This window comes from Ensifer sp. Root31, from assembly GCF_001424825.1.
Classification (GTDB): domain Bacteria; phylum Pseudomonadota; class Alphaproteobacteria; order Rhizobiales; family Rhizobiaceae; genus Ensifer; species Ensifer canadensis.
This window is the reverse complement of sequence record NZ_LMCO01000003.1, coordinates 161,300-174,855: the sequence shown is the minus strand read 5'-3', so window position 1 is coordinate 174,855 and position 13,556 is coordinate 161,300. Positions and strand designations below refer to the sequence as shown.

Genomic DNA, 13,556 nt, shown 5'->3' with positions numbered 1-13,556 from the left:
TGGCTCATGCGCAACAGCCCCGATTGACGGTCCGGTCAATACCTTGACCCGGAATGTGAGTGAGAATTGCCGGTGCCCACGGGCGTCGGTTGGGGGAATGTCTTTATATGGTGGACGCAATGGCCTTGCCGCTGGGGACAGATGACGGAGTCGCGGCGCAGGACCGCCGCGCGTCCTTTGCCCTGCCGGGCCTCATGCTGGCGATCGGTGCCCTGGTCTGCGCAACCCTGTCGCTGCTCGTTTTGCTTGGGCTGACGCCGATCAGACTGGAGCGCAACGTCTTCATCGCCTGCGCGGCGATCAACGGCCTGTTCGTGATCGGCCTGATCTACCTCATCGTTCGCGAGATCCTCAGATTGCTTCGCGCGCGTCGCAAGGGCCGCGCTGCCGCACGGCTTCACGTGCGCATCGTCGCGCTGTTTTCGATCGTCGCCATCACGCCTGCCATTCTGGTCGCGATCTTCGCCAGCATAACGCTGGATGTCGGCCTTGACCGCTGGTTCTCGCTGCGGACGCAAGCGATCGTTCGCTCGTCGATCAGCGTCGCCCAAGCCTATGTGCTGGAAAATGCCAGCTATCTGCAGGGCCAGACCGTGTCGATGGCGAACGATCTGGAGCGCAATCGGCAACTCTACAGCCTCGACCGAACCGGCTTTACCGAGCTGGTGACGCGCCAGGCGAGGGGCCGCGGCATGCTTGGCGCCTTCCTCGTCCGTGCCGATGGTAGCGCCATTCTCCAGGCCAATATCTCGACGGAGAAGCCCTTGCCGGCCATCCCGCCGGACGCGCTGAAAAGCTCGGTTTCCGGCCAGCCGACATTGATACCACCAGGGATTACCAACCTGGTGGGGGCGGTGATCCCGCTTGACGACATTCCCGGCACCTATCTCTACACCGTTCGTAACGTCGATCCGGAAGTGATGCGTTCGCTGCGGCTGATGGAAGAAAACACCGCCGAATATAAGACCCTAGAGGCGGGCCGCGCCTTCACGCAGATCGCCTTCGGCGTTCTCTACATCGGCTTTGCGCTGATCGTGCTGCTGGCGGCGATCTGGACGGCAATCGCGGTTGCCGACCGTATCGTTCGGCCGATCCGGCAACTGATCGGCGCCGCCGACAGCGTTGCCTCGGGCAATCTCGACGTCGTGGTGCCGGTGCGTGCCGTCGACGGCGACGTCGGCAATCTTTCGCGCACGTTCAACAAGATGGTCTCCGAAATCCGCACCCAGCAGGAGCAGATTCTGGAGGCCAAGGATGAGGTCGATCATCGGCGGCGGTTCATCGAGGCCGTGCTTTCAGGCGTGACGGCAGCTGTCATCGGCGTCGGCCGCGATCGGCAGATCACCATTGCCAACTCTTCTTCAGAAGAGTTTCTGAAAAAGACAGCGCCGGATCTGCTCGGTGCCGATCTGCGCGCGGTTGCGCCTGAGATCGAGGAAGTGCTGGTCGAAGCTGAAAGCCGGTACCGCAACAACTTCCGCAAGCAGATCAACATCATGCGCGGCGGAACCGAGCGCACGCTGAACGTCCAGGTGACGCGTGAAGAGGGCGGCGAGGCAAACGAATCCTACGTCATCACCATCGACGACATCACAGATCTCGTAATCGCACAGCGCTCGACCGCCTGGGCCGATGTCGCGCGCCGCATCGCACATGAAATCAAGAACCCGCTGACGCCGATCCAGCTTTCTGCCGAACGTCTGAAGCGTCGCTACGGCAAGCAGATCGACCAGGAAGACAGGGTCGTCTTCGATCAATGCACCGACACGATTGTCAGGCAGGTCGAGGATATCGGCCGAATGGTCGACGAGTTTTCTGCCTTTGCCCGCATGCCGAAGCCGACGAAGGAGAAGGTGGATCTGCGCGCCATCCTGAAGGACGCGGTCTTCCTGCGCGAAATGGGCAACAACCACATCAGCTTCATTCGCGATTTTGGCAACGAGCCGCTTGAGGGCATGTTCGATGGCCGCATGCTCGGCCAGGCTTTCGGCAATATCGTCAAGAATGCCGTGGAGTCGATCGAAGCGGTGCCGACGGACGCTGTCCGTGGCGAGCCGAAAGTGCACGTACGGAGCCAACGGGACGGAACCAGCGGCCGGTTTGTCGTCGATGTCATCGACAATGGCAAAGGCCTGCCGACCGAGAACCGGCATAGAATTTTAGAACCGTATATGACGATGCGCGAGAAGGGCACGGGCCTTGGCCTCGCCATCGTCAAGAAGATCATTGAGGACCATGGCGGACAACTGGAATTGCACGACGCACCGGCCGATTTCGATGGCGGCGTCGGAGCAATGATCCGCGTGATCCTGCCGCCCGCCGGAGAAGCCGGGGGCGAAGACACTTTGAAGGGTAAGGGTACGAGCGATGGCCGCTGACATTCTGGTTGTGGACGATGAGGAAGACATTCGCGAGATCGTATCCGGCATCTTGTCCGACGAGGGGCACGAGACCCGAACGGCTTTCGACAGCGACAGTGCGCTCGCAGCGATCAGCGACCGCGTGCCGCGGCTCGTCTTTCTCGATATCTGGATGCAGGGCAGCCGCCTCGACGGCCTCGCTTTGCTCGACGAGATCAAGGGACGCCATCCCGATTTGCCTGTTGTCATGATCTCGGGTCACGGCAACATCGAGACGGCCGTCAACGCCATCAAGCGCGGCGCCTATGATTTCATCGAGAAGCCGTTCAAGGCCGACCGTCTGATCCTGATCGCCGAGCGCGCGCTCGAGAACTCCAAGCTGAAGCGCGAAGTCTCGGAGCTGAAGAAGAAGTCGGGCGACCCGGTCGAGCTGATCGGTACCTCCGTTGCCGTTTCGCAACTCCGGCAGACCGTCGAAAAGGTCGCGCCGACCAACAGCCGCATCATGATCCAGGGACCGTCCGGCTCCGGCAAGGAGCTGGTGGCGCGCATGATCCACCGCAAGTCGACACGCTCGACCGGGCCGTTCGTGGCGTTGAACGCTGCGGCGATCACACCCGACAGGATGGAGATCGCGCTTTTCGGAACCGAGGGAACGCCGGGGCAGCCGCGCAGAACGGGTGCGCTCGAAGAGGCACATGGCGGCATCCTCTATCTCGACGAGGTCGGCGAAATGCCGCGTGAAACGCAAAACAAGATCCTGCGTGTTCTCGTCGATCAGCAGTTCGAACGGGTCGGCGGCACCAAGCGCGTCAAGGTCGATGTCCGCATCATCTCCTCGACAGCCTACAACCTCGAAAATATGATCTCCGAAGGTCTTTTCCGCGAAGATCTCTTCCACCGGCTCGCGGTCATCCCCGTGCGGGTGCCGGCGCTGGCCGAGCGCCGTGAGGACATTCCGTTTCTCGTCGATATGTTCATGCGCCAGGTCAGCGAGCAGGCGGGCATTCGCCCGCGCAAGATCGGCGACGATGCGCTTGCCGTGCTGCAGGCCCACGACTGGCCGGGCAACATTCGCCAGCTGCGCAACAATATCGAGCGCCTGATGATCCTTGCCCGCAGCGACGGTCCTGACACGCCGATCTCGGCCGACATGCTGCCGACCGAGGTTGGCGATACCTTGCCGAAGATCTCCGCGCAGGGCGACCAGCACATCATGACGCTGCCGCTGCGCGAGGCTCGCGAAATGTTCGAGCGCGATTATCTGATCGCTCAGATCAACCGATTCGGCGGCAATATTTCCCGCACCGCCGAATTCGTTGGAATGGAGCGGTCGGCGCTTCATCGCAAGCTAAAGTCGCTGGGCGTTTGAGCGGTAAACTTCTTCCGGCTGGTGGCCGCCTGTTCCTGGGTGAAACAACGACATGAAGGTGATCATTTGTGGTGCGGGGCAGGTCGGCTACGGCATCGCCGAACGGCTTGCTCAGGAAGACAATGACGTCTCGGTGATCGACACCTCGGCGGCGTTGATTGCCAACATTACCGAAAGCCTCGATGTGCGCGGCTATGTTGGACACGGCGCCCATCCGGATGTGCTGGCAAAAGCCGGTGCCGACCAGGCCGACATGCTGATTGCGGTCACGCTGTTCGACGAAGTCAACATCGTCGCCTGCGAAGTGGCGCATGCGATCTTCAGCGTGCCGACCAAGGTCGCCCGTATCAGAGCGCAGAATTATCTGGCGCCGGAATACGCCAACCTGTTCTCCCGCGAGAACGTCCCGATCGATGTGACCATTTCGCCCGAGGTCGAAGTCGGGCGATTGGTGCTTCGGCGCATTTCGTTCCCCGGCGCTACGGATGTTGTGCGCTTTGCCGACGACCGTATTGCCATGGTGGCGATCGAGTGCATGGAAGACTGCCCGGTCGTCGACACGCCGCTGCAGCAGCTGAGCGAGCTGTTTCCCGATCTGCAGGCAACCGTGACCGGCATCTTCCGCAACGGCAAGCTGATCGTGCCGCATTCGACGGATCAATTGCAGACCGGCGACCTTGCCTATGTTGTCTGCGACCGGGATCATGCGCGCCGGACACTGTCTCTGTTCGGCCACGAAGAACAGGAAGCGCGTCGTATCGTCATCCTCGGCGGCGGCAATATCGGCTATTTCGTCGCCAAGGCGATCGAGGAAAACCAGCCGAGAACCCGCGTCAAGCTGATCGAAAGCGACCGCGACCGAGCCGTGATGATGGCTGACAAGCTCAGCAACACGGTCGTCCTCAACGGTTCGGCGATGGATCAGCGCATCCTGATGCAGGCCGACGTGCAGGACGCAGACCTGGTCGTGGCGCTGACCAACAACGACCAGATCAATATCCTCGGCAGCATGATGGCAAAACGCCTCGGTGCCAAATCGACACTCGTCCTGATCAACGAGCCGTCCTACCAGGACTTCGCGGGAACCGCCGGCGTTGATGCCTATATCAACCCGCGTGCGGTCACGATCTCGCGCGTTCTCCAGCATGTGCGCAAGGGGCGCATCCGCTCGGTCTATGCCGTCCAGAAGGGGATGGCGGAAGTGATCGAAGCAGAAGCGCTGGAGACGTCGCCGCTGGTCGGCAAGGCGCTACGCGAGCTGGATCTGCCCGACGGCATCCGCATCGGCGCCCTCTACCGGGACCAGACATTCATTCGCCCGCACGGTGACACCAAGATCAAGGCCAAGGACCGCGTGGTGCTCTTTGCGTCTGCCGATTCGGTGCGCCATGTCGAGCAGCTTTTCCGCGTCAGCATCCAGTTCTTCTGAGGTCAAACAAAAGCCATGCCGAGAATTGCCTATGTCAACGGCGCCTACGTGCCGCACGCCGATGCTGCCATCCACATCGAAGACCGCGGCTACCAGTTCGCCGACGGGGTCTACGAAGTCTGCGAGATCCGTCATGGCTTCATCGTCGATCTGACCCGGCATCTCGACCGCCTCAGCAGATCCTTAAGCGAACTTCGCATCGATTGGCCGATGAGCCGAGCCGCGCTGATCCACGTTATCCGCGAGGTGCTGCGCCGCAACCGGGTGCGAAACGGCCTGTTCTACATGCAGGTGACGCGTGGTACCGCGCGCCGCGATCACGTGTTTCCGGCAAAGGGTACTGTGCCGACCATCGTGGTGACGGCGAAACGCACCGATGCCGCAGTGATCGCCAGGAAAAATGCCGAAGGCATCTCCGCGATCACGGTTCCGGAGAACCGCTGGGATCGCGTCGACATCAAGTCGGTCGGCTTGTTGCCGAACGTGCTTGCCCGCCAGAGGGCCAAGGAGGAGGGCGCCCACGAGGCGATCTTCGTCGACCCCGATGGTACGGTGAAAGAGGGCGCCGCCACCAACGTCTGGATCGTCGATCGCGACGGCGTGCTGCGCACGCGCCCGGCCGATCACGGTATCCTGAGAGGCATCACCCGCACGACCCTGATGGACGTCGCAGCACCTCTTGGCATCAGGATCGAGGAAAGAGCATTCACCGTCGACGACATGCTCGCAGCCCGCGAAGTCTTCATCACTGCCGCCACGAGCATCTGTTTTCCGGTCGTTTCCATCGACGGCAAACCGATCGGCAACGGTCATCCGGGAAGCATAGCACAGAATATTCGTGAAGCCTTTTTCGGCGTTGCGGAAAAGACATTGATTTGATACCAAACTGACAGAGGTGTCGGGGGAAGCGTACTTGTGACGCCTCTGATTGAAAAAATAGACAAAATGCACCGGCGCGAGACGTCGGCAAATAAGAAAGAATCGGCGCGATGGCGGAACGTTCTCAGAACTTGCAGGATCTTTTTCTCAATACGGTCCGCAAACAGAAGATTTCTCTGACAATTTTTCTTATCAATGGCGTCAAATTGACGGGCGTCGTCACGTCTTTTGACAATTTCTGTGTGTTGTTGCGCCGCGATGGTCATTCGCAGCTCGTCTACAAGCACGCGATCTCGACCATCATGCCGGGCCAGCCGCTGCAGATGTTCGAGAACGAAGAAGCCGCATCCTGACGGGACGTTAGGCACATTACCAAACGGGATTCAAAGTCGTCGTCGATCATTCCGGAGCTTGAAACGCTCCGCGACGACATGCGCGCGGTCGTGATCGTGCCGGTTCTGAAAAAGACCGGCAGGCAGGCGGCTGAAACTCTCTCTGCAACCAGCACCCGCACCGACGAAAGTCGGCTGGAGGAGGCGACTGGCCTGGCTCGGGCGATCGACCTGAACGTCGTTCATGGCGCCATCGTTTCAGTGGCTCAGCCAAAGCCGGGGACGCTGTTGGGCACCGGCAAGATCGAAGAGATTGGCCACATCCTCGTCGAACAGGATGCCGGCCTCGTCATCGTTGACCATCCGCTGACGCCCGTGCAGCAGCGCAACCTGGAAAAGGAATGGAACGCCAAGGTCATCGACCGGACGGGCCTGATCCTTGAAATCTTCGGGCGACGCGCTTCCACCAAGGAAGGCACGCTGCAGGTCGATCTGGCGCATCTCAATTATCAGAAGGGCCGGCTCGTGCGCAGCTGGACCCACCTTGAGCGTCAGCGCGGTGGTGGCGGCTTCATGGGCGGCCCCGGCGAAACTCAGATCGAGGCCGACCGGCGCCTGCTGCAGGACCGCATCGTCAAGCTCGAGCGCGAGCTGGAGCAGGTTCGCCGCACCCGGCAATTGCATCGCTCCAAGCGCAAGAAGGTTCCGCACCCGATCGTGGCGCTTGTCGGCTACACCAACGCCGGCAAATCGACGCTGTTCAACAGAATGACCGGAGCCGGCGTGCTGGCCGAGGACATGCTGTTTGCAACGCTCGACCCGACGCTGCGGCGGTTGAAACTGCCGCATGGCCGCATGGTGATCCTGTCCGACACAGTCGGCTTCATCTCCGACCTGCCGACGCATCTTGTCGCCGCCTTCCGTGCGACGCTCGAAGAGGTGCTCGAAGCCGACCTGATCCTGCATGTGCGCGATCTTTCCGATCCGGACAATCAGGCGCAGGCAAGTGACGTTCTGCGCATCCTTGCTGATCTCGGTATCGACGAGAAGGAAGCGGCAGCGAGGCTTGTCGAAGTCTGGAACAAGATCGACCGGCTTGAGCCGGAAGCGCGCGAAGCCCTGACGAACAAGGCTGCAAGCACTGATAACACCGTGGCGGTCTCGGCGATTACAGGCGAGGGCGTCGACGTGCTGCTTGCCGAGATCGGTCGTCGTCTGTCCGGCGTCTTGACAGAGTGCACCGTCGTTCTCGGCGTCGATCAGTTGCAGCTTCTGCCCTGGGTCTACGAACACGCGATCGTCGATGGTCGCGAAGATCTCGAGGACGGCACGGTCAGCCTCGATCTGCGCCTGACCGAAAACGAGGCTGTGGACCTGGAGCGGCGTCTCGGCAACGGGCCGAAGCCGGTCGCCGAAGACTGGTAAGATCTTCTGCCTGAGGCGCTATCGCCTCAGGCCAATTGCCGTTCGATCGCCTTGGCCGCTTGCCAGAGTTCTTCCATCCGTTCCAGCGTTGCCGCCTCGAGCGTTTCTCCGTGAGCTTCAAGCTCATGCTCGATATGGGCAAAACGGCGGCGGAACTTGGTGTTGGTGCCGCGCAGCGCCATTTCAGGGTCGGCGCCGACATGCCGGCCGATATTCACCACCGCAAAGATCAGGTCGCCGAGTTCATCGGCTACCTTCGCACGGTCCTTTTCCCGCAGCGCTTGGCGCAGCTCGCCGATCTCTTCCTCGATCTTGTCGAGGATCGGTTCCGGCTCCGACCAGTCGAAACCGACTTTGGCGGCGCGCTCCTGAAGCTTCAGCGCCTCGATAAGGGCCGGGAAGCTGCGCTGGATCGAGCCCAGATGACTGGCAGCGCCGTCGGATGGCAGGCCGCGTGTGGCGCGCCGCGCCTGGCGCTCGGCCTTTTCAGCCTGCTTGATCTTGTCCCACTGGGTCTTGACCGTTTCCGGCGTGTCGGCGTCCGAACGGGCGAAAACATGCGGGTGGCGGCGGATCATCTTGCGCGTAACGGCCTCGACGACATCGCCGAAGGCGAATTCGCCGGCCTCTTCGGCCATGCGGGCGTGAAAAACCACCTGCAGCAGCAGGTCGCCCAGCTCGTCGCAAAGGTCATGCATGTCGCCGCGCTCGATTGCGTCGGCAACTTCGTAGGCTTCCTCGATCGTATAGGGCTTGATCGTTTCGAACGTCTGGACGACGTCCCAGGGGCAGCCGGTCTCCGGCTGCCTGAGCGCCTGCATGATGTCGAGAAGGCCCTTGATGTCGCGTGATGGTTCCATGGGATCAGTTCAACGGAATGGCGTTGTCGTTTTTGCCCGACTGGTAGCTGTCGGACAGGTGCTGATAGCGCTCGCGGATGCGCACGTCCTGGGCCGCAAGCTTCTCTCGCGTTGACTGGTCGGCGTCCTTTGCGACCGCTGCGATCGACGACGACGTCCAGAAGGCGTTGTTCTGCGCGTAGCCGCCGGGTTCAAGCAGGAACACTTCCTTCAGGATCTTCAGGTCGTGCGGAATGGAGAAGCTGTCGCGCGAATCTTCGTGGCTGAAGAAATAGTAGAAATTGTCAAAGCCCGCCCAGGTGATCGCCGACAGGCACATCGAGCAAGGCTCGTGCGTGGAAAGGAAGATCAGATCGCGCGTGTCAGGCTTTTCTGCCATCTCGTAGAAGCGCTTGAGCGTGTGCACTTCACCGTGCCAGAGCGGGTTTTCGGTCTCGTTGTTGGTCTCGGCGAGAACGAGAGAAAGGTCTGTTTTGCGCAGGATCGCGGCGCCGAACACCTTGTTGCCTGCGGCGACACCCTTTTCCGTCAGGGGCAGGATGTCCTGCTCGATCACGTTGAGCAGCCGTTCGGCCAGTTCGGATTGTGTCATGTCTTCAGTCTCCGGCAGATGTGTTGCGGCATTTAACGGAGGTTGCCCCTTTGGCGCAATGGCCACCGACAGCGCCACCGGCCGGCCCTTCCGGAGATATTTGCTCAAAATGCTGCATGGCCGAGCAAAACAATACGTGACCCGAAAGCCATTGAAATTTCTGTTTCTTCAATTGCCGTGGGCTATGCGGGATATTCAGCGGAGCCTGTAGTAGGAACCGATTGCAAGAACATGGTGCAGCAGCTCTCCGTCTTTCCCGCATTCTTTCGCGTCGCGCAAAAGCGCGTGGCGGTGTTCGGCAATGGCGACGAGGCCTTTGCAAAGGTGCGGTTGCTGCTCAACACCGAAGCTTCGATCGTCGTCTACGCGGACGCGCCCGAGGCAGACTTCGCGGCATACCTCGGCGAGCGCGTGATTGAAACCGTGCGCGATACCTTCGCTCCGCACCAGCTTGAAGGCGTCATCCTTGTGTTTGCCGCGACTGGCAATGCGGCCAAGGATCGCCAGATCGTCATTGCTGCACGCGAACAGAAAATCCCGGCAAATGCCGTCGACCAGCCCGACTACTGCGATTTCTTCACGCCGGCGCTCGTCAATCGCGCACCAGTTGCCGTTGCGATCGGCACCGAAGGCGCCGGCCCGGTGCTTGCCCAGATGATCCGGGCACAGATCGACCAGCTGCTGTCGCCGTCGCTGGGGCTCGTTGCGTCGCTCGCAGCCAGCTATCGTGATGCCGTCGATCGACTGGTGCCGCGCGGCGTTGCGCGCCGCCTGTACTGGCGCCGTTTCTTCCAGGGGCCGGTTGCGGACAAGGTTGCGCTGGGTGATGTCGCCGCCGCGCGCCGCGAGGCTTCTCGCCTGCTTGATGCCGCGCATGCCACCGCGGGCCACGTCTGGCTCGTCGGCGCCGGTCCGGGCGCCGAAGACCTGCTGACGCTCAGGGCGCAGCGCGTGATGATGGAAGCCGATGCGATCGTCTATGATGCGCTGGTGCCGCAGGCGATCGTCGATATGGGTCGCCGCGATGCGGAAAGGCTCTCCGTCGGCAAGCGCAAGGGTTGCCACACGAAGTCGCAGGACGAGATCAACCAGCTGCTGGTGGAGCTCGCGGGTGAGGGCAAGCGCGTCGTTCGCCTGAAATCCGGCGATCCGCTTGTCTACGGCCGTGCTGGCGAAGAGATGGCAGCATTGCGCGATGCGGGCATTACCTATGAGATCGTGCCGGGCATCACTTCCGCCTTTGCCGCTGCTGCCGATTTCGAACTGCCGCTGACCCTGCGCGGCGTCGCGTCGTCACTGGTCTTTACAACCGGCCATGATCTGACCGGTGAAGTGCTGCCCGACTGGGCGCGGCTTGCCGTCTCCGGCGCCACGATCGCCGTCTATATGGGCCGCACTGTCGCTGCGTCGGTTGCCGGTCGCTTGATGCAGGCGGGCTTGCCCGCAGAAACCACCGTGGCTGTGATCGAGAACGCCAGCCGTGCCGATCGCCGGCTGATGCATGGCACGCTGAAGGACTTGCCGGACCTAGAGGGCCGCACGGAACTTTCCGGCCCGGTGATGGTCATTATCGGTGACGCTGTCGCCGGCGCGAATTTCGAGCGTTCCGAGCCTCTGGTGGCGGGCAAACGCACCAACAAGCAAACGAAGATCGAAGCTGCGGAGCGCAGCGAACAGATTCTGAACTAAGGGAAACGTCATGGTGAACAAGGTTTTGACGGCAAATCGGCTTTCGGATGGCATATCCGTCTGGCTGGATGCCTCGGGCAACTGGGTCGAATCGCTCCAGCAGGCCTTCATCGCCCGCCATGCCGAGGCGGTCACCGCACTGGAAGCGACAGGCAAGGTTGCCTTCGACGACAACAAGGTGGTCGATGCCAATGTCGTCGACGTCGAGGAAGTCAACGGCACCCTGCGGCCCTTGCGCATGCGCGAGCGTATCCGGGCCGAAGGCCCTTCGATCCCCTATGCCGCCGGATACAATGGCCTTGCCGGCCCGAACTTTGCTGCCTGAGGAACCGATACAACATGTACCGTTACGATGAATTCGATCATGCCTTCGTCTCCTCGCGCGTCGACCAGTTCCGCGATCAGGTCGAGCGCCGCCTGAGTGGCGAGTTGGCCGAAGACGCATTCAAGCCGCTGCGCCTGATGAATGGCGTATACCTGCAGTTGCACGCCTACATGCTGCGCGTTGCGATCCCCTATGGCACGCTGTCCAGCCGCCAGATGCGTATGCTCGCCCACATCGCCCGCAAGTATGACCGCGGCTATGGCCACTTCACCACCCGTCAGAACATCCAGTACAACTGGCCGCGCCTTTCCGACACGCCGGATATCCTGGATGAGCTGGCAAGCGTCGAGATGCACGCGTTGCAGACGTCGGGCAATTGCATTCGCAATGTGACGGCCGATCATTTCGCCGGCGCTGCTGCCGATGAAGTCGCTGATCCAAGGCCTTATGCCGAAATCCTCAGACAATGGTCGAGCGTTCACCCGGAATTCTCGTTCCTGCCGCGCAAGTTCAAGATTGCTGTCACAGGTGCTGAGCGCGACCGCGCCGCGATCCAGGTGCACGACATCGGCCTGCACCTGAAAAAGGATAAGGACGGCCGCATCGGCTTTGCCGTTTATGTCGGTGGCGGACAGGGCCGCACGCCGATGATTGCCAAGAAGATCCGGGACTTCCTGCCGGAAGAGGACCTGCTGTCCTACACGACGGCGATCATGCGCGTGTACAACCTGCATGGCCGTCGCGACAACAAGTACAAGGCGCGCATCAAGATCCTCGTCCACGAAACCGGTGCCGAAGAGCTTTCCCGTCAGGTCGAGGTCGAGTTCGCGGCGCTGAAGGATACGGAGCTGAAGCTTCCAGAAGCTGATATTCAGGCCATCTCCACCTATTTCGCGCCGCCAGCGCTGGAGCCGCGTGCCGAGGGCTGGGAAAGTCTGGCGCGCTGGAAGAAGACCGATCCGGAATTCTCACGCTGGGTTCACCAGAACGTGCAGCCGCACAAGCATCCGGACTACGGCATGGTGACGATCTCGCTGAAGCCGATCGGCGGCATTCCGGGGGACGCGACCGACGCGCAGATGGAGGCTGTTGCAGACATCGCCGAGGAGTATGCCTTCGACGAGATCCGTGTCAGCCACGAGCAGAACCTGATCCTGCCGCATGTGGCTCTGGCTGATCTGGAGCCGATCTACCGGGCGCTCGTCGTTGCCGGCCTGGCGACAGCCAATGCCGGACTGATCACCGATATCATTGCCTGTCCCGGGCTCGACTACTGCGCGCTTGCAAATGCGCGCTCCATCCCGGTGGCGCAGGAGATCTCGACGCGCTTCGGCGCGCCTGAACGTCAGGCTGAGATCGGCGAACTGAAGATCAAGATCTCCGGCTGCATCAATGCCTGCGGCCATCACCACGTTGGCCATATCGGCCTGCTCGGCGTAGAGAAGAAGGGGGCGGAACTCTATCAGATCACGCTCGGCGGCTCCGGCGACGAGAACACGTCGATCGGCGAGATCATCGGTCGCGGTTTCGAACCGGAAAAGGTGACCGACGCGATCGAAACGATCGTCGATACCTATCTCGGGCTGCGCAATGACAAGTTGGAGACGTTCCTCGAAGCGTACCGTCGCGTCGGCCCGCAACCCTTCAAGGACGCGCTCTACGGCGGCAGCGCACAGGAAGCCGCTTGAGGCGCAAGGAACGGACATGACAAAAATCTGGAAAGAAACCGGCTTTGTGAGCGACGATCCCTGGATCATCGAAAACGACGAGACCAAAGCGGGTTCCAACGAGAAGGCGATACTCGGCTTCGAGACGTTTCTCGCCAAGGTGGCTGAGACGGACGAGGTGGGTTTAGGCGTAGTCGTCGCTCCTGCAGATGACGTTGCCAAGCTACAACCCTATCTCGATCGTATTGCGCTGGTCGCGGTCGCGTTCCCGGCCTTCAATGACGGGCGGGCTTTCAGCCATGCGTCGCTGCTGCGCGCGCGGCTTGGTTTTGCCGGTGAGGTGAGGGCTGTCGGCGACGTTCTGATCGATCAGATCCCGTTGATGCTGCGTTGCGGCGTCGACAGTTTCGCGGTAACCAATGCCACGGCCCTGAAGCGTCTGACGGAAGGCCGGTTGCCCGGTATCGCCAACCACTATCAGCCGACCGCGAGACCCTCTGCTGACGCCAGGTCCTATAGCTGGCGGCGCGTTTCTTGAAGGCAGTGCTGACCGCGACAGTGTGAAGCACGCCGAAATGCGCGAAAGCGACTATATTTAGAAGGGAATTCCTTCCCGTTGAGTGCGG

12 protein-coding genes are annotated in these 13,556 nt (G+C 61.3%); 10 read left to right on the top strand and 2 right to left on the bottom strand.

The window, feature by feature from the left end:
• Nucleotides 1-107: 107 nt before the first annotated feature.
• From ASD00_RS04845 to hflX, 6 genes are all read left to right on the top strand, one after another.
• A complete protein-coding gene (locus ASD00_RS04845; RefSeq protein WP_025426780.1) occupies nt 108-2,378 on the top strand; it encodes a PAS domain-containing sensor histidine kinase in 2,271 nt (756 codons plus the stop codon).
• Entirely contained in the window at nt 2,368-3,732 is a 1,365-nt protein-coding gene (gene ntrX / locus ASD00_RS04840) for a two-component system response regulator NtrX (RefSeq protein ID WP_025426781.1), read from the top strand. Before ASD00_RS04845 ends, ntrX begins: the two co-directional genes overlap by 11 nt.
• Before the next feature lie 52 nt (nt 3,733-3,784).
• A complete protein-coding gene (gene trkA / locus ASD00_RS04835) occupies nt 3,785-5,161 on the top strand; it encodes a Trk system potassium transporter TrkA (RefSeq protein ID WP_025426782.1) in 1,377 nt (458 codons plus the stop codon).
• Nucleotides 5,162-5,176: 15 nt separating this feature from the next.
• On the top strand, nt 5,177-6,040 hold the full coding sequence (locus ASD00_RS04830) for a D-amino-acid transaminase (protein WP_025426783.1): 864 nt from the start codon (nt 5,177-5,179) through the stop codon (nt 6,038-6,040).
• Between the two features lie 110 nt (nt 6,041-6,150).
• Entirely contained in the window at nt 6,151-6,393 is a 243-nt protein-coding gene (gene hfq / locus ASD00_RS04825; RefSeq protein WP_003535434.1) for an RNA chaperone Hfq, read from the top strand.
• 78 nt (nt 6,394-6,471) lie between these two features.
• The gene (gene hflX, locus ASD00_RS04820) at nt 6,472-7,797 is read left to right on the top strand and encodes a GTPase HflX (protein ID WP_057205085.1); all 1,326 of its coding nucleotides are present in this window, start codon (nt 6,472-6,474) and stop codon (nt 7,795-7,797) included.
• A gap of 26 nt (nt 7,798-7,823) precedes the next feature.
• Here the strand turns inward: hflX and mazG are convergent, their stop codons facing one another.
• Nucleotides 7,824-8,657: a nucleoside triphosphate pyrophosphohydrolase gene (gene mazG, locus ASD00_RS04815; RefSeq protein ID WP_025426785.1), complete on the bottom strand. Its 834-nt coding sequence runs from the start codon at nt 8,655-8,657 to the stop codon at nt 7,824-7,826.
• A gap of 4 nt (nt 8,658-8,661) precedes the next feature.
• Nucleotides 8,662-9,249 carry a nucleoside deaminase gene (locus ASD00_RS04810; protein ID WP_057205082.1) on the bottom strand — a complete coding sequence of 196 codons (588 nt, stop codon included), beginning with the start codon at nt 9,247-9,249 and terminating at the stop codon, nt 8,662-8,664.
• A 231-nt stretch (nt 9,250-9,480) separates the two neighbouring features.
• Between ASD00_RS04810 and cysG the strand changes: the two genes are divergently transcribed.
• Genes cysG through ASD00_RS04790 form a run of 4 tightly spaced genes read left to right on the top strand, consistent with a single transcriptional unit; the run spans nt 9,481 to nt 13,468 of the window.
• Complete coding sequence (gene cysG, locus ASD00_RS04805; protein ID WP_025426787.1) at nt 9,481-10,938, top strand: siroheme synthase CysG; 1,458 nt, start codon at nt 9,481-9,483, stop codon at nt 10,936-10,938.
• A 10-nt stretch (nt 10,939-10,948) separates the two neighbouring features.
• On the top strand, nt 10,949-11,263 hold the full coding sequence (locus ASD00_RS04800) for a DUF2849 domain-containing protein (RefSeq protein WP_025426788.1): 315 nt from the start codon (nt 10,949-10,951) through the stop codon (nt 11,261-11,263).
• A 14-nt stretch (nt 11,264-11,277) separates the two neighbouring features.
• Entirely contained in the window at nt 11,278-12,951 is a 1,674-nt protein-coding gene (locus ASD00_RS04795; protein ID WP_057205079.1) for a nitrite/sulfite reductase, read from the top strand.
• Nucleotides 12,952-12,967: 16 nt separating this feature from the next.
• Nucleotides 12,968-13,468: a DUF934 domain-containing protein gene (locus ASD00_RS04790; protein ID WP_025426790.1), complete on the top strand. Its 501-nt coding sequence runs from the start codon at nt 12,968-12,970 to the stop codon at nt 13,466-13,468.
• The last annotated feature ends 88 nt before the right edge of the window (nt 13,469-13,556 follow it).